This window comes from Sphingomonas sanguinis NBRC 13937 (assembly GCF_001591005.1).
Classification (GTDB): Bacteria; Pseudomonadota; Alphaproteobacteria; order Sphingomonadales; family Sphingomonadaceae; genus Sphingomonas; species Sphingomonas sanguinis.
In genome coordinates, this window is the sequence record NZ_BCTY01000002.1 from 69432 (window position 1) to 87561 (window position 18130).

16 protein-coding genes are annotated in these 18130 nt (G+C 66.7%); 11 read left to right on the forward strand and 5 right to left on the reverse strand.

All coding sequences use genetic code 11. The annotated features are described in order from the left end of the window. Nucleotides 1-4: 4 nt before the first annotated feature. Nucleotides 5-1180: an MFS transporter gene (locus SSA01S_RS01895; RefSeq protein WP_061778973.1), complete on the forward strand. Its 1176-nt coding sequence runs from the start codon at nt 5-7 to the stop codon at nt 1178-1180. On the opposite strand, the gene SSA01S_RS01900 is transcribed toward SSA01S_RS01895, so the two are convergent. The 3 genes from SSA01S_RS01900 to SSA01S_RS01910 are packed head-to-tail and all read right to left on the reverse strand — an operon-like array spanning nt 1156 to nt 2783. Then, on the reverse strand, nt 1156-1935 hold the full coding sequence (locus SSA01S_RS01900) for a sulfite exporter TauE/SafE family protein (protein WP_061778974.1): 780 nt from the start codon (nt 1933-1935) through the stop codon (nt 1156-1158). The genes SSA01S_RS01895 and SSA01S_RS01900 overlap by 25 nt on opposite strands. Before the next feature lie 7 nt (nt 1936-1942). Then, nucleotides 1943-2461, reverse strand: coding sequence for a rhodanese-like domain-containing protein (locus SSA01S_RS01905; protein WP_061779086.1), 519 nt, complete (start codon nt 2459-2461; stop codon nt 1943-1945). 4 nt (nt 2462-2465) lie between these two features. Continuing rightward, nucleotides 2466-2783 (reverse strand): ArsR/SmtB family transcription factor, encoded by a 318-nt coding sequence (locus SSA01S_RS01910; protein ID WP_061779087.1) that lies wholly within the window; start codon nt 2781-2783, stop codon nt 2466-2468. Between the two features lie 68 nt (nt 2784-2851). Here SSA01S_RS01910 and SSA01S_RS01915 point away from each other — a divergent pair, with 68 nt between their 5' ends. After that, nucleotides 2852-3730: an MBL fold metallo-hydrolase gene (locus tag SSA01S_RS01915; protein WP_061779088.1), complete on the forward strand. Its 879-nt coding sequence runs from the start codon at nt 2852-2854 to the stop codon at nt 3728-3730. Here the strand turns inward: SSA01S_RS01915 and chrA are convergent. Beyond that, on the reverse strand, nt 3720-4919 hold the full coding sequence (gene chrA, locus SSA01S_RS01920; protein WP_061778975.1) for a chromate efflux transporter: 1200 nt from the start codon (nt 4917-4919) through the stop codon (nt 3720-3722). The genes SSA01S_RS01915 and chrA overlap by 11 nt on opposite strands. Before the next feature lie 274 nt (nt 4920-5193). Here chrA and SSA01S_RS01925 point away from each other — a divergent pair, with 274 nt between their 5' ends. The 4 genes from SSA01S_RS01925 (at nt 5194) to SSA01S_RS01940 (ending at nt 10030) form a co-directional block, all read left to right on the forward strand. Further along, nucleotides 5194-6879 (forward strand): ABC transporter transmembrane domain-containing protein, encoded by a 1686-nt coding sequence (locus tag SSA01S_RS01925; protein WP_061778976.1) that lies wholly within the window; start codon nt 5194-5196, stop codon nt 6877-6879. Next, nucleotides 6863-7936, forward strand: coding sequence for an efflux RND transporter periplasmic adaptor subunit (locus SSA01S_RS01930; protein ID WP_061778977.1), 1074 nt, complete (start codon nt 6863-6865; stop codon nt 7934-7936). Before SSA01S_RS01925 ends, SSA01S_RS01930 begins: the two co-directional genes overlap by 17 nt. Further along, nucleotides 7933-9390, forward strand: coding sequence for a TolC family protein (locus tag SSA01S_RS01935; protein ID WP_082794879.1), 1458 nt, complete (start codon nt 7933-7935; stop codon nt 9388-9390). The genes SSA01S_RS01930 and SSA01S_RS01935 overlap by 4 nt, the downstream gene beginning before the upstream one ends. A gap of 124 nt (nt 9391-9514) precedes the next feature. Beyond that, the gene (locus tag SSA01S_RS01940; protein ID WP_244885515.1) at nt 9515-10030 is read left to right on the forward strand and encodes a GNAT family N-acetyltransferase; all 516 of its coding nucleotides are present in this window, start codon (nt 9515-9517) and stop codon (nt 10028-10030) included. A gap of 30 nt (nt 10031-10060) precedes the next feature. Here SSA01S_RS01940 and SSA01S_RS01945 read toward each other — a convergent pair whose 3' ends face one another. Next, complete coding sequence (locus SSA01S_RS01945) at nt 10061-11902, reverse strand: HAMP domain-containing methyl-accepting chemotaxis protein (protein WP_061778978.1); 1842 nt, start codon at nt 11900-11902, stop codon at nt 10061-10063. A gap of 203 nt (nt 11903-12105) precedes the next feature. On the opposite strand from SSA01S_RS01945, the gene SSA01S_RS01950 reads away from it, so the two are divergent. From SSA01S_RS01950 to SSA01S_RS01970, 5 genes are all read left to right on the forward strand, one after another. After that, nucleotides 12106-12651: a hypothetical protein gene (locus SSA01S_RS01950; protein ID WP_061778979.1), complete on the forward strand. Its 546-nt coding sequence runs from the start codon at nt 12106-12108 to the stop codon at nt 12649-12651. Nucleotides 12652-12704: 53 nt separating this feature from the next. Then, on the forward strand, nt 12705-13184 hold the full coding sequence (locus SSA01S_RS01955) for a YaiI/YqxD family protein (protein WP_061778980.1): 480 nt from the start codon (nt 12705-12707) through the stop codon (nt 13182-13184). A 56-nt stretch (nt 13185-13240) separates the two neighbouring features. Beyond that, the gene (locus SSA01S_RS01960; RefSeq protein ID WP_061778981.1) at nt 13241-13807 is read left to right on the forward strand and encodes an FKBP-type peptidyl-prolyl cis-trans isomerase; all 567 of its coding nucleotides are present in this window, start codon (nt 13241-13243) and stop codon (nt 13805-13807) included. A gap of 179 nt (nt 13808-13986) precedes the next feature. Then, a complete protein-coding gene (locus SSA01S_RS01965; protein WP_061778982.1) occupies nt 13987-15516 on the forward strand; it encodes a site-specific DNA-methyltransferase in 1530 nt (509 codons plus the stop codon). Beyond that, complete coding sequence (locus tag SSA01S_RS01970; protein ID WP_061778983.1) at nt 15516-18116, forward strand: DEAD/DEAH box helicase; 2601 nt, start codon at nt 15516-15518, stop codon at nt 18114-18116. The genes SSA01S_RS01965 and SSA01S_RS01970 overlap by 1 nt, the downstream gene beginning before the upstream one ends. Nucleotides 18117-18130 lie beyond the last annotated feature (14 nt).

The following is an 18130-nucleotide window of genomic DNA, read 5'->3' on the forward strand; positions in this document are numbered from 1 at the left end:
AAGCATGAAATTCAACTCTGGGCTGATCGCACTGGCGATCGGCGCTTTCGGCATCGGCGTGACCGAGTTCGCGCCGATGGGCATGTTGCCGGTGATCGCCAGTGACCTGCACATATCGATACCGTCCGCCGGATTGCTCATCAGCGCCTATGCGATGGGCGTGTTGATCGGTGCGCCGTTGATGACGCTGACCACCGCGCGCTTCGACCGCCGGACGTTGCTGATCGCACTGATGGGCATCTTCACCCTCGGCAACGCGCTGTCGGCGCTGGCCGACGGGTACTGGATGCTGATGGCGGCGCGGGTCATCACCTCGTTCAATCACGGTGCGTTCTTCGGCGTCGGGTCGGTGGTGGCCGCCAGCCTGGTGCCGCCGGACAAGCGTGCAGGCGCGGTGGCGGCAATGTTCACCGGGCTGACCGTCGCCACGATCGGCGGCGTGCCGCTGGCAACCTGGGTGAGCGAAGCGATCGGCTGGCGCAGCGCCTTTGCCGGGATCGCGGGTGTAGGAGCGCTCGCCATGCTGTCCCTGCGCCTCGCCCTTCCATCGCTCCCCTCGACCGGGAGTGGCGAGATGCGCGGGGAATTGCGGGTCCTGACGCGGGCGCCCGTGATGATGGCGCTCGCCCTGACAACAATCGGCTTTGGCGGTGTCTTCACTGTCTTCACCTACATCGTGCCGATCCTGCGCGACGTGACGCATGGCTCGACCGGCTATATCACAGCGATGCTGATGCTGTTCGGGATCGGCGCGACCATCGGCAATGGTCTAGGTGGTCGGCTGGCGGATCGGTCGGTCGAGCGGACGCTGATGACCATGTTGGCGATCATGGCCCTCACCCTGCTGGGCTTCACGGTCTTGATGCAATGGCCGGTGACCGCCGCCATCGCGATCCTGATCTGGGGCATTGCCAGCTTCGCGATCGTGCCGCCGCTACAGATGCGGGTGATGGATGCGGCCTCCGACGCCCCGAACCTGGCCTCCGCGATGAACATCGGAGCATTCAACCTGGGCAATGCCATCGGCGCGGCGCTGGGCGGCGGCGTGATTGGAGCCGGGCTCGGCCTGCCCGCCGTTTCGCTGGCGGGGGCGGCGATGGCTGCCCTGGCGTTGGTTACGCTGCTGGTGTCACGACGTCGAGCGGACGCCTTTGCTCAGAGGGAGGAGGCACTCACATAAAGGCCGACACCGATCACCACCGCAGCAAAACCCCGCTCCAGCACGCCCTTGCGCCCGCCGAGCCGTTTGCCCAGCGCAATTCCGCCGATCGTGCCAACGACACCGCCCGCCACCAGCCATGCGGTGAGCGTCCAGTTGACCAGCCCCGATGCGGCATAGGACGCCGCGGTGGTCAGCCCCAGCGCGCTGACCACCACCAGCGAGGTGCCGATGGCGAAGGGCAGCGGCATGGCGGTCGCCAGGACCAACCCCGGCACGATCAGGAACCCGCCACCGATCCCGAAGAACCCGGCGGCAAGCCCTACGCCCAGCCCGATTGGTATCAGACGCGGCAGCAGCGTCGCGGCACTCCCGCGCGTCAGCCGGACATCCGGCACCTCCGCCGTCCGTCGCGGTCGCAGCATCGAAAAGCCCACCCCGATCATCAGCAACCCGAACAGCACGAGCAGGCGCTTGCCGTCAAACGCCTTGCCCAGTTCCGCACCCAGCGCCGCCCCGATCATGCCCGACGCCGCGAACACACCCGCACAGCGCCACTTGACCCGGCCCGCCCGTGCATGACCGATCAGGCTGGCGACCGCATTGACCGTGACCGCCACCGCCGCCGTGCCGATCGCGGCATGGGGCGACCCGACGCCGACGACGTAGACCAGCAGCGGAACGGCCAGGATCGATCCACCCCCGCCGACAAGGCCCAGGATCAGGCCGATCACCCCGCCCGAGGCGAGTGCGGCAAGGATGGTGAGGCTACTCATGACCGGCTTACGCGGCCGCGCGCCGGTTCCAGGGCATCAGGCGCAGCAGGTTGGCCATGCCGCACCAGCCACTCGCGCCCGCGAATATCAGCCCCGCGCCGACGAATGCTGACAGACCGAAAAAGCCGGGTGCGACGAACAGGCCAAGCAGCACGCCGATCAGGACCAGTGCGCCCGCCGTGATCTGCACCTGACGCATGATTTCGATCGGCTGCGACCGATCGGTGAAGGTCGGATGGCCCGCGCCGCGCCACGCCTCGATCCCGCCGCCCAGGATATAGGCCGGGGCGGCGCCCGCCGCCGCGCGAAGCTGGTCCGCATTGGCTGCGGTACGCATTCCCGACTTGCAGTGAAAGACGATCGGCCTGCCGTCGCCCGCCAGCTCGCCGATCCGGTCGAGCGGCAGGTTCACGGCGCCGGCAATCCACTCGCGCGCATGTTCGTCGGCGCCACGAATATCGATCAGCCGCGCGCCTGCGGTGATGGCGGCGCGGGCTTCGGCGGGAGACAGGGTGACAAGCGTCATCACATCAGTCCTTGCAATAGAGTTGGTACAGGGTGGCGAGCAGCGTTTCGACGCGCGGGTCGGCGATGGCGTACCAGAGCGTCTGGCTCTCACGCCGATAGGTGACGAGGCCCTCGTCGCGCATCTTCGCGAGATGCTGCGAACAGGCGGATTGCGACAGGCCGACATCGCGGGCGAGATCGCCCACCGTCACCTCGCCATGTTCGACCAGCTTGCACAGCAGCATCAGCCGGCGGGCGTTGCCGATGGCCTTCAGCGTGTCGGCCACGCCGCCCGCCTTTTTCTCGAACGTCGCCAGGTCCATCGGCGGTTTGAGCATCATCGCCACTCCATTAGATATTGCTTATGTAGTACTTCCTAATATATTAGCAAGGGCGAATGGAGGACATGATGACCCAACCGGTGATCGAGGCGTTTTTCGACGAACCGACCAACACGATCAGTTATCTGGTCGGCGATCCTGTCACGCGCGCCGCCGCCGTGATCGATCCGGTGCTGGATTTCGACATGCCGAGCGGTGCCGCCGATACCCGGTCGGCCGAGAGAATCCTGGCCTTCGCACGCGAACAGGACTGGCGGATCGCGATGGTGCTGGAAACGCATGCCCATGCCGATCACCTGTCGGCCGCTCCCTTCATCAAGGCCGCCACGGGCGCGTGGATTGGGATCGGCGCGGCGATCCGCGACGTGCAGAATATCTTCCGCCCGATGTTCGCGATGAAGGATTTGAAGACCGACGGCTCGGACTTCGACCGGTTGTTCGAGGATGGCGACCGCTTTGCGATTGGCGACCTGGCCGTGGAGGTGCTGCACGTACCCGGCCATACGCCAGCGGACATCGCATACCGGATCGGCGACGCCGCGTTCGTCGGCGACACGCTGTTCATGCCCGACTATGGCACGGCGCGCGCCGACTTTCCGGGCGGCGATGCGCGAACGCTCTATCGCTCGATCCGTCGATTGCTGGCGCTCCCCGACGAGACGCGGCTGTTCCTGTGCCATGATTACAAGGCGCCCGGCCGCGACCATTATCGCTGGGAAACGACGGTCGGTGAACAGAGGCGCGACAGCGTCCATGTCCATGACGGGGTCAGCGAGGACGACTTCGTCGCCATGCGCGAGCGGCGCGATGCCGGGCTGTCGGTCCCGAAGCTGCTGCTGCCCGCGATCCAGGTCAATATCCGCGCCGGTCGCTTCCATCGGGCCGAGGCGAACGGCGTATCCTATCTGCGCATCCCGGTGACGTGGGCATCATCCGCTATGCCGTGACGGCGTGCGCCCATGAAGCCGCCACCAGCATCACCACCAAGGCGATCGGGGGGAAATGCCAGCGCATCAGGGCGACGATCCCCGCCGCGACCAGCAGCATGTCGAAGATCGAGCCGATCCCGCTCGTCCACAGCGGATCGTACAGGGTCCAGGCCAAGATGCCGACAACGGCGGCATTGACGCCCGCCACGCCTGCGCGCGCCGCCGGATGATGTCGCAGCCACGACCAGAAGGGCAGGACGCCGATGACGATCAGCAACCCTGGCAGGAATATGCCCATTAGGGCGGGCACTGCGCCCCAGGGACTATGCGCCGCGACCGCCCCCAGATAGGCGGCGATCGCGAATAGCGGTCCGGGCAAGGCCTGCGCGGCGCCATAGCCGCCCAGGAACTGGTCATCGGTCATGAGACCCGTCGGCACCAGATCAGCACGCAACAGCGGCAGGACGACATGCCCTCCGCCGAACACCAGCGCCCCTGCCCGGTAGAAGATGGCGAAAATCTCGGAACCCATACCTCCCGCCAGCATGGGGAGACCGACCAGCAGCACCACAAACAGGGTCAGGCTGATCACCCCCAGTCGCCGCGAAACAGTCATGGCCAGCCCTGTAGCGGGCGAAGCCGGAAGTGCGCGGCACAGCGCCAGTCCCCCGGCCGCGCCGATCAGGATCGCGGCAATCTGTCCCACCGCGCCGCCGACCAGTGCCAGTACCAGCGCGGCGGCCAGGGCGATGCCCCGCCGCCGCCAATTTGGCGTCAGCGTCTGCGCCATGCCCCAGACCGCCTGGGCGACGACGATGATCGCCACCAGCTTCAGGCCATGGATCACAGCCTTGGCAAGCTCGCCATGCAGCCGCGCCGAACCATAGGCGACCGCCAGCATGATGAGCGCGGATGGCAGCGTGAATCCCAGCCAGGCTGCCAGTGCCCCCAGAGGCCCCGCCCGCCACAGCCCCAGAAGGAAACCGGTCTGGCTGGAGGCCGGGCCGGGCAGGAACTGGCACAGGGCGACGATCTCGCCATAGGCCTGCTCGCCAATCCAGCGGCGGCGGGTGACCAGGTCCTGGCGGAAATAGCCCAGATGCGCGATGGGCCCGCCGAACGCGGTCAGTCCCAGCTTCAGAAAGACGAGAAACACCTCGCCCGCCCGCCGCCATGCCGTCGGCTTGCTATCCAACACCACCGTCATGGCATCCCCCTAGCACGACAGACAAGCCATGACATGGCGCGGCATTAGGCGTTCGAGGCGTAGCGGACCGTCTCGGCTATTTCTCCAGCAACTGCCTAGCGCAGGTCCGGACGTGGTCGGCGATCAACCAGAAATCCGATTGGTCTCGCCCATGATATGTCATTACGTTGACATCACATGGATCAGACCGAAGCGTACCTTTCTTAAGCGTCCAGCAAAGATCCAGCAAAAATTGGCCATTATCGGCTCGCTCGAAAGACGAAGGGGGACGAACGTGGCTTCACAGCGATTGGGATTTCGGGACGCGATAGGCTGGCTATCGCAGATTATCGGCCCCGATGCCGCCTATGTGCGGTTGGGGCTTGTCTATACCATGGCGATCAGCCTGCTCGCCCTGGCGACACCGATCTCGGTCCAGCTGCTGATCAACAGCGTCGCGAACACCGCCATGCCCGCGCCGCTCTGGGCACTGTCGGGCGTGCTGCTGCTGCTCTTGCTGATGGTCGCGGGGCTCAGCGCGTTGCGGGTGTGGATCATGGCGGCGTTCGAGCGGCGGCTGTTCTCGCGCGTGGTGGCCGAAGTCACGCTGCGCGCGGTCCATGCCCAGGACCCCTTCTTCGCCGATGGCAATCGCGGCGACCTGTTCAACCGCTATTTCGATCTGGTGGTCGTGCAGAAATCGGTGCCCAGCCTGGTCATCGGCGCCTTTACCATCGTGCTGCAGGCGGTCATCGGGCTGACGATCACCAGCTTCTACCACCCCGTCTTCCTGGCGTTCAACACCGTGCTCGTTGCGGCGGTCCTGCTGGTTTGGATGCTGTGGCGGCGCGGGGCGATCAGCGGGGCGGTGGCGCTCAGCCATGCCAAGCACAATGCCGCGCGCTGGCTGGAAAGCGTGGGCGGATCGAACGGCTTCTACAAGTCGCTGCGCCATCTCGATTTCGCTATGGACCGGTCGGAGGCGGTGACCGCCAGCTATGTCGGCACCCATCGCCGCTATTTCCGCTATCAGTTCGCCCAGACCGTCGCGTTCCTGCTGATCTATGCCTTTGCCAGCGCGGGGCTGCTGCTGCTGGGCGGCATGTTGATCCTGAAGGGGCAGTTGTCGCTGGGCCAGCTGGTCGCGGCTGAGCTGATCCTGTCGGGCGTCTTCTACGGCATCTCGCAGCTCGGCTGGTATCTCGACACCTTCTATGATCTGGCGGCGAGCTCGGAGGAGCTGTCGCTGCTCTTCGCCATTCCGCAGGAACCCAATGTGCGCGGCGACAATGGCCCGCGTGACGGGGCCGTTAAGATCACGGATGTCGTGTTCGACGATGCCCGCTACAATCTGGCGTTGGCGGCGGGCGATCAGCTGGTCACCGTCGCCGAGCCGGGGGCGGAGCGTCGCCTGGCGATGCTGCTGAAACGCCACTGCCTGCCCGATCGCGGGCTGATCCAGATTGGAGGAGGCGATCTGGGTTCGTTCGACATGTACCATCTGCGCTCCGACGTGACGGTGCTCGACCGGTCGACGATCGTCGAGGTGACGATCCGCGAATATCTGCGCCTGGCCTCGGGCGAGCTGGTGCAGGATGCGATGCAGGCGCTGGCCATCGTCGGGCTGGAACGTCGCCTGGCGAGCCTGCCGCAGGGCTTGGACACACTGCTCGGCTCGACCGGCTATCCGCTCAGCGTCGGCGAGACCATGGCACTGAAACTCGCCAATGCGCTCCTCGTCCGTCCCAAGCTGTTGCTGCTGGGCCAGCTTTACGACTTGCTGCCGCCCGAACGGCTGGTGGCGGCGCTGCGGCTGCTCAAGGCGCATGGGACGACCGTGCTGCTCTGCACCGGGCGGCCCGAGGACCTGGAACTCGATGGCTATCTTCATCTCGGCATGACCGAGCAGCGCCGCTTCACGCGGCTCGCCGATCTTCAGACCGCTTGCCAGCAGGAGGGCGCCGATGTCGCATCCGCCTGAACATCTCGCGCATTTCCGCACGCTCGCCTCGCTGCGCCCGCCCCGGGTTACCGTCGCCATCGCGTGGATCGTGACCGTGGGGATCGCCGCGACCATCTTCATCCTGTTCTTCGTACCCTGGCTGCAGACCGCCCAGGGGCGCGGTCAGGTCGTCTCGCTCGATCCCCAGGACCGGGCGCAGGACGTGACCGCCCTGGTCCCCGGTCGGGTCGAGCGCTGGTACGTCCATGACGGCCAGCATGTTCGGCGCGGTGACCCGATCGCCCGCATCATCGACCTCGACCCCAACCTCCTGTCCCGCCTCGCCGCCGAGCGGGCGCAGGTGAAGGCAGAGATCGCCTCCGTCCGCCAGTCGCAGGCGGTCGCCCAGCTCGACGTCAACCGCACCCGCCAGCTCTATTCCGAAGGGCTGGCCTCGCGGCGCGATTACGAGCAGGCGCAGATCAAGGTCGCGGACTCCGGTGCCAAGCTGGCGGAGTCGCGCGCCAAGCTGAACCGGATCGAGGTCCAGCTCAACCGACAGTCGGCGCAGCTCGTCCGGGCGCCGCGCGATGGCCGCATCCAGAATCTGAACGCCGCAGCCGGCGGCGCGCTGGTGTCGGCAGGCACCGCGCTGGCCGTCGTGGCCCCCGAACAGGTCGAACGCGCGGTCGAGCTGATGATCGACGGCCGCGACGTGCCGCTGCTCCGTCCCGGCGGCCCGGTGCGCCTGGAGTTCGAGGGTTGGCCCGCTATCCAGTTCAGCGGCTGGCCTTCCGTCGCCTATGGCTTTTTCGACGGTCGCGTCCGTACCATCGATCCCAATGCCAATGCGCAGGGGCTGTTCCGTATCCTGGTCGAACCCATGCCTGGCAAGCCCGCCTGGCCGGAGCGCCGCTTCGTCCGGCTGGGCGGCAAGGTGCAGGGCTGGGTCCAGGGGCAGACGGTCACCGTCGGCTATGAACTCTGGCGCCAGCTCAATGACTTCCCGCTGGAATTCGGTCAGACCGCGACCGACAAGAATGCGGACAAGGACGACGACAAGAAGATCGCGGCCAAGGCGGGGAAACCGAAATGATCCGGCCCCTGATGCTCTCCCCCCTGCTGGCCGCCCTGCCCCTGTTCGCAGGTCCCGCCCTCGCCCAGCGGATCGAGGCCAACCCCGCCCCCGCCCCGGCCGCCGCCACGTCCGCCCCGCTGACGCTGGACGAGGTGCTGCGGACCTCCGCGCGCGCCGCGCCGCAGATCGTCGAGGCACTGGCCAAGATCCGCAGCGCGGAGGGGCGCGCCCTTACCGCCAGCGGTGCCTTCGACACGGTGTTCGAGGCGGAGGGACGGTCGCGCACGCTGGGCTATTATGACGGCACCGTCGCCTCGGCGGGCGTCACCCGGCCGCTGAGCGACAATGGCGGTTATCTCTATGGTGACTACCGCGTCAGCCGGGGTAATTTCCCCGTATATGAGGACAAGAGCTATACCAACCGGCTGGGCGAGGTGAAGGTCGGCGCGCTCTATTCCCTTCTGCGCGACCGGCTGGTGGACGAGCGGCGGACGCGGCGGACGCTGGCATCGGGCGATATCGACATCGCCCGGTTCGAGCGGGAAGCCGTCGCCATCGGTGTGCAGCGGCGCGCCATCGACGCCTATCAGAACTGGGTCGCGGCGGGTCTGCGCCTGCGGGCCTATCGCGACCTGCTCCAGTTGTCCGAAAGTCGGCGCAGCGGCCTCGCCCGCCAGGTGGAGCTGGGCGCGCGGCCCGACATTCTGCTGGCCGAGAACGATCAGAACCTCGTTCGCCGCCGGGCGCTGGTGGTGCGGGCCGAGGGCGACTTCCAGACCGCCGCCAATGCCCTGTCCCTCTATTACCGCGACGCGGCAGGGGACCCGGTGCTGGTCGGGCCGGAGCGATTGCCCGCCGACGCCACCGCCTTGTCCGGCGTGGCGGCGATCGCGCGCCAGGATTTCGAGCGGCGACGGCCCGATCTTCAGATGCTGCTCGCCCGGATCGATCAGGGATCGGCGCGGCTGGCGCTGGCGCAGAACGACCTGCGTCCCCGGCTCGACCTGCGCGGCGAGATGGCGAAGGATGTCGGTCCGGTCGGCCTGGGCGGTTCTTCTCGCACGCCGCTCGAAGCCGCGATCGGCTTTCGCTTTTCCCTGCCGCTCCAGAACCGCGCCGCCAAGGGCAAGATCGTCGAGGCGCAGGCGGAGATGGACGCACTGGCCGCCCGCAGCCGCTTCGTGCGCGACCAGATCGCGGTCGAGGTGGAGGGCATCTCGATCGGCGTCGGCGCGAGCGAAAAGCTGGTAACCATCGCCGAACAGGAGCGCCAACTCGCCGAACGCCTGGCCGCCGCCGAGCGGCGACGCTTCGAGCTGGGGTCGAGCGACTTCTTCCTGGTCAACCAGCGCGAGGAAACGGCGAACGACGCCCGCGTCCGCCTGATCGACGCACAGGCCCGCATCGCCGCCGCCCGCGCCGAACTCGCCGCCGCCACCGCCGACCGCGCCGCCCTGGGGCTGGAGCCGTGATGTCGGGGAGCGGACCCGACATTCAGAAGGGCGTCCGCAGCCCATGGCTGGCGGGCAGCCATATTGACCATGGTCAATGTCATGCGCGGCCGGACGGCGCATGATCCTCTCATCCCAGGAGGACATGATGACGACCACCGACACCGAACTGCTGGTCACCCGCCAGGGCGTGCGGCTGCACGTCCGCCCGGCCTGTGACGCGGACGAACCTGCCCTCGCCGCCTTTTTCGCGCGGGTATCGCCTGAGGATCTGCGCTTCCGGTTCCTGACTGGGGTGCGTGAGGTCAGTCATACGCGCCTGTCGAGCATGATCCACGCCAATGACGAGGCGAATGAAAGCCTGGTCGCCTTTGCCGATGACGGATCGATCGTCGCGGCGGCCATGCTGGCGGGCGACGACAGCGCCACCACGGCCGAGGCGGCGATTGCGATCCAGCGCGACAGGAAGCAGCAGGGCATCGGCTGGACCTTGCTCGACCATCTCGTCGAGCATGCCCGGCGCAAGGGCTATCGGACGATCGAGGCGATCGAGGACCGCGACAACCGGTCCGCTATCCTGGTCGAAACCGACATGGGGTTCGAGCCGCATCCCGTGGAGGGCGACCCGACGATCGTCAGGCTGAGACGCCGCCTCGCCTGACGATCGGCCGGGGACGATCCCCGGCGTCGATCAGAATTCCCGCCACTCGTCGTCGGCCAGCGCCGTGTTGCCTTGCGACACCAGCCGGATCGCGGGCTTGGACGGCAACGGGGCTGGCGCAGGCGCTGGCGACACCGATCGCGCCACCGGCATGGCGACGGGGCTGGCACCCCGGATCTGGAACCGGGAGACATGGGTCGCCAGTTCGTTGGCCTTGTCCGTCAGCTCACGGGCCGCTGCCGTGGTTTCCTCGACCATGGCGGCATTGCGCTGGGTCACATCATCCATTTCGTCGACCGCGACATTCACCTGCCCGAGGCCGCCCGCCTGCTGCTCGGCGGAGTGGGCGAGGCTGCCGATCAACGCCTTGATCTCCTCGACCCGACCGATGATCTGCTCCAGCGATCGTCCGGTCTCGGCCACCAGTTCGACGCCGCTTTCGATCTGCTCGTTGCTGGCGACGATCCGTGACTTCACATCCTTGGCCGCATCCGCCGATCGCTGGGCCAGCGCCCGGACCTCGCTGGCCACCACGGCAAAGCCCTTGCCCGCATCGCCCGCCCTCGCGGCCTCGACGCCTGCGTTCAGGGCCAGCAGGTTGGTCTGGAACGCGATACCGTCGATGACGCTGATGATTTCCGAGATTTCGTGGCTGGATCGCTCGATCCCGCTCATCGCGGCCACCGCTTCACGCACGACCTGCCCGCCGCTCTGCGCCGCGCTGCTGGCGTCCGCCGCGACCGCATCGGCGCGTTTCGCGTCGGAGGCGGAGCGTCCCACCATATCGGTGATCTGGTGCATCGAGGCGGCGGTTTCCTCCAGGCTGGCGGCCTGCTGCTCGGTCCGCTGCGACAGGTCCTCGGAGGCCGAGCGGATTTCGCCGGAGGCGGCGCGAAGCCCTTCGGAGACGCCGCGTACCGCGACCATCGCCTGCTCCACCTGGGTCATGGCGTGGTTGAAGTCGCTCGCCAGCGACGCAAAGGGTTCATCCAGCGCGACATCGATCCGGGCGGTCAGGTCCCCGGCGGCCAGGGCCTGCATCCCCGTCCCGATCGTCGAGACGATCAGCGCCGCCTGTTCGTCCTTTTGCCGATCGGCCTGCGCCAGCTGATCGCGCAGCGCGGCGGCGGCGCGCATCATGTCGCCGACTTCGTCTCGCGCGTCGTTCGCGGGGATCGCGACGGATCGCTCCCCCGCCGCCAGCTTGCCCAACAGGCCGCTCATCGCGCCGACCGGCCGTGCGATCAGGCGAACCAGCAGCATCAACATGGTCATGGTCAGCACGGCGACGCCGATCACGGTGCCGATCACGATCCATTGGCTGGTCTGATAATTGTCCTTCGCCTCGGCCACCAGCGCGTCGATCGCCTGCGACTGTTTCACGCGCAGCGTATCGGCGGCCTTGTTCACCGTGACGAAATAGGGCCGCGCGACCCGGAAAAGCGCAATGGCCTGGGGCGATCCCGCCGTCGCTGCGCGCGAGGTTTCCTCGGCATGGCTGCGATATTCGTTCCAGTCGCGCACGAACGTATCGAGTGCATTGCGCGTCTCGTCATTCGCCAGCCGGGGCCGAAGCCAGCGCGTCCGCTCCGCAATCTGGTCGCGAAGCTCGTCGATCCGCCGCTGCGCCACCGCCCGGTCCTCCGGCGTGACGGACAACAGATGCTGGCCGACCGTGGCGCGATAGGTCGCCGTGCTAGCGTTGATGACCGCGATCGCCTCGAGCTGGGCGCGCTGCTCGCCACCCAGATTGACCGCAACGTCGCGCATTTCACCCAGGCGGACGACGGTGAGCGCCGCCAGTCCCATGAGCGCGATCAGCAAGAGGGAAAAGCACGCCAGCAGTTTTCCCGAGATGCGAAGATTCTGCATCGCAGCCGTTCCTTCAGTCTATCTGCGCCCCCCGGCGAGGGCCGCTCCACTGACGGCGCGGGGTTAAGCTTTCGGCACCAGACACGGTTAATTTGGATTAAGCCTGTCGCGGACCATGCCCGATTGCCGGACGGGCCGGACGATGTAAGGTCTGGGGCCGGAACGGATGCGATGCGCATCCCCGGACCAAGGGACCGAACGCCATGAACGGGATTTTCCGCCTGTCGCTGACCATCGCCGCCCTTATCGCCTCCCCGCCCTTGCTGGCGCAGGATAGCGACGGCCAGGATCATCCGCTGTTCCCGCGCTACCCCGGTGCCGTGATCGACGGCTATCGCGCGCCCTCGCTCGATACGATCGTCATGCCGACCGGTCCGATCGCCAATGAGGAGGGCTCGACCAACCGGCGGACGCTGGAAGGCCAGGTCACGCATATCGATTACCGGGTCCGGCCCGCCACGGCGCCCCTGCAGATCGAACGCTATTATACGGACCTTTTGCGCAAGGCCGGATGGACCACCGTCTATTCCTGCATCGGCCCGGCCTGCGGAAAGGCGATGGGCAGCCTGATTTTCAATTCGGGCAAGGTCGCGCCGGTCGGTCTGCCCGATGGTCTGTTCAACGACCGCATCCGGGTGATCGTCGCGCGGCACGACAACGACTGGGTGCTGCTCCACATTGCGGAGGGCCCCGACCGGTCGCAGATTTTCGAGGCGGTGGTACAGGACACAGCCCCGACCGCGCCGTAACGCCAGCCCCCGGCCGGACCACGGGACATTGCCGCGCCGCGGCCGATCATGGCATGGCCCCGGGCGTGGAGCAGCAACCCCAAATTCTCGTGGATGCCGACGCCTGCCCGGTGAAGGAAGAAATCTATCGCGTGGCCTTCCGCCTGGAGGTGCCGGTGACGATGGTCAGCAACACCCATTTTCGCATACCCCAGCATCCGCTCGTCACACGCATCGTCGTCGGGGCGGGCTTCGATGCGGCCGACGACTGGATCGCCGAGCACGCCCACGCCGCCAGCGTCGTCGTCACGGCCGACATCCTGCTGGCCGACCGGTGCCTGAAGGCCGGTGCGGCGGTGATCGCGCCGAACGGCAAGCCCTTCACCACCAGCTCGATCGGCAATGCGGTCGCGGTCCGGGCGATCATGAGCGACCTGCGCGCCGGCGGCGAGCGGGTCGGCGGCCCGCCGCCCTTCGCCAAGGAGGACCGATCGCGCTTCCTATCCGCGCTGGACACGGCCTTGGTGGCGATCCTTCGCAAGACAAGAGGATAACAACGAGCGCGTGGCGGTCCTTGATCGGCCCCCATCGCCCGACTAGGGCGCGGGACATGAACCGTCCGCTTCCCCTCCGCCGCCTTTTTGCCATGCTCACCCTGCCCGTGCTTGCCGCATGGCCCGTCCTGCCTGCCGCAGCCCAGAAGGCACCCGCCCCGAAGCCGGTGAGCGCCGATAACGCGATCATCCCCCTGCCGCTCAACCCGGTCCTGCCCCCAGCCAAGCGCGTCTGCGCCGCGCGCACGCCCACCGGCCTGGGCTATACGGTGCTGCGCGCCGCTCAGGGGGCCAAGCCCGCTGCCGATGATACGGTGCTGGTCAACTATATCGGTTATCTGAACGCGACGGGTGCCGTATTCGATCAGTCGATGCAGTCGCCGATGCCGCTGAACGGCGTCATTCCCGCCTTTTCACAAGGTGTGCAGATGATCGGTCGCGGCGGCATCATCCGCCTCTGCGTCCCGGCCGCACTGGGCTATGGAGCCGAAGCATCGGGTCCGATCCCCGCCAATTCCGATCTGGTGTTCCAGATCGAGCTGCTGGATTTCAAGACCGCCGCCGAAATCGACGCGATGCGCAAGGCGGCCGGTGCGCAGGCGTCAAAGCCCGCCCAGCCCTGACCCACGCGGATTGTCCGTTGCCGGGGGGAAGCCTTTTCAGACGCTTGGCGCAACGCACGCCCCCCGCTTCGGTCGGCGCGACCGGGCCCCGAACCCCACTATTCTGGAGCGTCCGCATTGCCCTTCTGCACGGGCGGACGCTAGGACGGGCAGCATATCGTTAGAATGCAGGGGTCAAGGTGCCGATACTGGATTGGATGACGCGCGGAGAGGATGTGCGCGCGGCGGCGGCGGTGCCGTATCGGTTGCTGGAAGCGGTGCCCATGTTGGACGGCGGCGATGCGGACGCCGCCAACATGCTTATCCAGGGCGACAATCTCGACGCGCTCAAGGCGCTGCTGCCCTATTACAAGGGCGCGGTGAAGTGCATCTATATCGATCCGCCCTATAATACGCGGTCGGCGTTCGAGCATTACGACGACAATCTGGAACACAGCCAATGGCTGGCGATGATCTATCCACGCCTCGTGCTGCTGCGCGAACTGCTGGCGGAGGACGGCAGCATCTGGGTTTCGATCGACGACAATGAGGGGCATTACCTCAAGGTCGTGATGGATGAGGTATTTGGGCGCGCTAGTTTCGTTGCCAGTCCGATTTGGCAGAAGAGATATTCACGCGAAAACCGAGAAGCGATCGGTGACGTTCATGAATATCTGCTATGCTATTGCCGGCGCCCACTTGCATTTAAAGCATACAGAAATCTTGTGCCCCTCACAGAGGATCAGGCAAAAGTGTACCGAAACCCAAATAACGATCCCCGCGGTCGTTGGCGGCCGATACCCATGACTGCGCAAGAAGGGCACGCGACAGCCGAGCAATTTTATGAGGTAGTAACTCCTGGGGGCGCTAAGCACTACCCTCCAGAGGGTCGCTGCTGGGGAGTATCACAAAAAACCTTCTTACGCCTGCGCGAAGAGGGCCGGATATACTTCGGCAAAGATGGTAAGGGCCAGCCGAATATAATTCGCTATCTTGATGAAGTGCCAGGCGTTGCCCCTTGGACTTGGTGGCCTTCTGATGAGGTTGGTCACACTGATGAGTCTAAGAAAGAAATTCACAGCCTATTTGGTAAATCAAGGGCGTTTGCTAGCCCCAAACCCGAACGCCTCATGCAGCGCATCCTCCACATCGCCAGCAACCCCGGCGACCTCGTGCTCGACAGCTTCCTCGGCTCGGGCACCACGGCGGCGGTGGCGCACAAGATGGGGCGGCGCTGGATCGGGATCGAGATGGGCGACCATGCCGAAACCCATTGCAAGCCGCGCCTCGACAAGGTGATCGCGGGCGAACAGGGCGGTGTGTCCGAAGCGGTCGGCTGGACCGGCGGCGGTGGCTATCGCTATTACCGGCTGGGCGCGCCGGTGTTCGAGGCGGACGGGCATATCGCCGACGGTATCCGCTTCGCGACGCTCGCCGCGCATATCTGGTTCAGCGAGACGGGCACCCCCTTCACTGGCGCGGCCGATACGCCCATGCTGGGGGTGCATGACGGCATGGCCTATGCCCTGCTCTACAACGGCATCCTCGGCGACCGGTCGGTCAGCGGCGGCAACGTCCTGACCGCCGCACTGCTCGAACGGCTGCGGGCGGAAAGCGGCTGGGACGGGCCGATGACCGTTTATGGCGAATGGTCGAAACTGGGCGCGGCGCGGCTGGCCGAAGCCCAGGTCGTATTCAAGCAGACCCCCTATGACGTGAAGGCGCGCTGATGGAACTGAAGGACTATCAGCGCCGGGCGCTCGACGCGCTGCGTACCTTCCTCGACCAGGCGGCGATCCGCGACCATGCAACCGCCTATGCCGCCGCCTGCGCGGTCGGCGAGCCGGGGGCCTATGGCGCGACCTATCGTCCGCTGAACGGGCTGCCGGACGTGCCCTATTGTTGCCTCCGCCTGCCGACCGGCGGCGGCAAGACATTGCTTGCCGCGCACGCCATCGGCATCGCCCGCGATACCTATCTGGCGCGTCGCTATCCGGTGGTGCTGTGGTTGGTCACGTCAAGCGCGATCGCCGACCAGACGCTGGGCGCGCTCAAGAAGATCGGTCACCCGTATCGCCAAGCGCTGGAGGCGCAGTTCGGCGGCGCGGTCCGTGTGTACGGCATCGACGAGCGGCGGCAACTTCGCCCGCAGGACATGGCGGATGCCGCGACGGTGATCGTCGCGACCGTCCAGTCCTTCCGCGTCAACAATGTCGCCGATCGCAACGTCTATCGCGACGATGAAGAGCTGGAGTCGCACTTCGCCGCCCTGCCCCCCGCCGTGTCCGGTGCAGCCGATCTTGCCCGGCATGCCGACGGCCCGCGCCGGGGCAAGCCGATCGCCAGCTTCGCCAACCTGCTGAAGCTGCACCGCCCGTTGGTGATCGTGGACGAGGCGCACAATTTCGTTTCACCCCTCTGGGCAGAAACCGCACAGCGTCTGGCCCCGTCCGCCGTCGTCGAGTTCACCGCGACGCCGGTGCGCTCCAACGTCATCGTCTCTGCCACCGCCGCCGAGCTGAAGGCGGCGGACATGATCAAGCTGCCGATCCACCTCTCGCAGCATGGCAGCTGGCAGGCGGCGATCACCCACGCCGTCGACAACCGCGCCTGGCTGCATGGCATTGCGGCGCGGGACGGCGGCGGCATCCGCCCGATCGCGCTCTATCAGGCCCAGCCCGCGCGCGAGGGTGCCGAGGCGACGGTCGACGTCGTCAAGCGCCATCTGATCGAGGATTGCAAAATCCCCGAGGAGCGGATTGCGGTGGCGACGGGCAACCAGCGCGAGCTGGACGGCATCGACCTGTTCGATCCCGCCTGCATCATCGAGCACGTCATCACCGTCGATGCGCTGAAGGAAGGCTGGGACTGTTCCTTTGCCTATGTCTTCTGCTCGCTCGCCAGCATTCGCAGCGGCGGAGCCGTCGAGCAGTTGCTGGGCCGCGTGCTGCGCATGCCCTTTGCGACCCGGCGCTCGTCCGAAGAGCTGAACCGCGCCTATGCCCATGTCTCCGAACGCAATTTCTTCGAGGCCGCCGAGGGGCTGAAGGATCGGCTGACCGAAATGGGCTTTGACGAGCGAACCGCGCTGGAAGCGATCGTCGAGCAGCCCGAGACGTTCGACTGGCGCGAGGACCAGACGCTGTTCACCCGGCCCGAGCTGCCGGTGCTGCATGTGCAGGAACGCCCCGACCAGAGCGGCTGGACGCCGGAAATGGTCTCGGCGACGCGCATCGCCGACGACGGCGCGGGCGGGGTGGCGATCACCTTCGACACGACCGCGCCCGACACGGTGCTGCGCGAGGTCGCCGCGGCAGTCAGTGCGCCCGGCGCGTCGCCAGAGACGGCGATCGAAGCGTTCATCGTGCAGCGTACGGCCTCGCTGTCACCCGCCGAGCAGGGCGAGGTATTGACTCTCCCCCGCCTGGCCATCGAGCGCGACGGACAGCTTGAGATCGTGTTCCCCGACACGTTGGTGGATGTCGGCGGCTGGGATCTGCGGCACGTCGACACCAGCCTGCCGGGCTTTACGCTGACCGACCGGCCCGACACGTTCGAGATGGACGTCGACGGCGATCAGGTCGTCTATGCCCGTATCGACGCCGCCGCCGAACTGGCGCTGGACGACGCGACCGACTGGGACGTGGCGGCGCTGTCGCGCTGGCTCGACCGCACCACGCGCCAGCGCGACGTCGCCCAGCCGATCTTCCTGGAATATTGCCGCCGCGTGGTGGAGGGCGTCGCGAAACGCATCCCGCTCGCCCAGCTCGTTCGAGGCAAATATGCCCTGCGCCGCGCGATCGTGGCACGGGTCGGCCAGCTGCGCCGGGACGCTGGCGCGCGCGGCGTACAGCTGCTGCTCGGCGATATCGCCCCGGTGCTGGCACTGGGCGACAACGGGTTCCGCTTCAGCAAGGCGGGCTATGACCCGCGCACGCCCTACAAGCCGGGGTACAGGTTCCAAAAGCATCTGTTCGCCCAGGTCGGCGACCTGAAGCATGGCGGCGAGGAATGGCAGGCGGCGGTGCACATCGACGAACACCCGGCGATCAAATACTGGGTACGCAACGTCGATCGCACGGCCTGGTCCTATGCGCTGCCGACGTCCACCGACCTGTTCTACCCCGATTTCGTCGCGGAACTGACGGATGGCCGCAAGCTCATCATCGAATACAAGGGCGCCGACCGCACGGACAATGCCGACAGCCGCGAGAAGAAGAATATCGGCGCGCGACTACAGGAGGTAAGCGCTGGCGAGGTGCTATTCCTTTGGGCGGAGCGGGATCGCGACGGCAATGTCTCAAGACAAATCGACAGGGCCTTGGGATAAGGACCCTTCATCGT

Coding starts and splice junctions, on each gene's coding strand:
- SSA01S_RS01970 (WP_061778983.1), top strand. CDS start 15,516: ATGGAACTGAAGGACTATCAGCGCCGGGCGCTCGACGCGCTGCGTACC.
- SSA01S_RS01955 (WP_061778980.1), top strand. CDS start 12,705: ATGGCCCCGGGCGTGGAGCAGCAACCCCAAATTCTCGTGGATGCCGAC.
- SSA01S_RS01940 (WP_244885515.1), top strand. CDS start 9,515: ATGATGACGACCACCGACACCGAACTGCTGGTCACCCGCCAGGGCGTG.
- SSA01S_RS01910 (WP_061779087.1), bottom strand. CDS start 2,783: ATGATGCTCAAACCGCCGATGGACCTGGCGACGTTCGAGAAAAAGGCG.
- SSA01S_RS01935 (WP_082794879.1), top strand. CDS start 7,933: ATGATCCGGCCCCTGATGCTCTCCCCCCTGCTGGCCGCCCTGCCCCTG.
- SSA01S_RS01930 (WP_061778977.1), top strand. CDS start 6,863: ATGTCGCATCCGCCTGAACATCTCGCGCATTTCCGCACGCTCGCCTCG.
- SSA01S_RS01945 (WP_061778978.1), bottom strand. CDS start 11,902: ATGCAGAATCTTCGCATCTCGGGAAAACTGCTGGCGTGCTTTTCCCTC.
- SSA01S_RS01905 (WP_061779086.1), bottom strand. CDS start 2,461: ATGACGCTTGTCACCCTGTCTCCCGCCGAAGCCCGCGCCGCCATCACC.
- SSA01S_RS01960 (WP_061778981.1), top strand. CDS start 13,241: ATGAACCGTCCGCTTCCCCTCCGCCGCCTTTTTGCCATGCTCACCCTG.
- SSA01S_RS01950 (WP_061778979.1), top strand. CDS start 12,106: ATGAACGGGATTTTCCGCCTGTCGCTGACCATCGCCGCCCTTATCGCC.
- chrA (WP_061778975.1), bottom strand. CDS start 4,919: ATGACGGTGGTGTTGGATAGCAAGCCGACGGCATGGCGGCGGGCGGGC.
- SSA01S_RS01895 (WP_061778973.1), top strand. CDS start 5: ATGAAATTCAACTCTGGGCTGATCGCACTGGCGATCGGCGCTTTCGGC.
- SSA01S_RS01900 (WP_061778974.1), bottom strand. CDS start 1,935: ATGAGTAGCCTCACCATCCTTGCCGCACTCGCCTCGGGCGGGGTGATC.
- SSA01S_RS01915 (WP_061779088.1), top strand. CDS start 2,852: ATGACCCAACCGGTGATCGAGGCGTTTTTCGACGAACCGACCAACACG.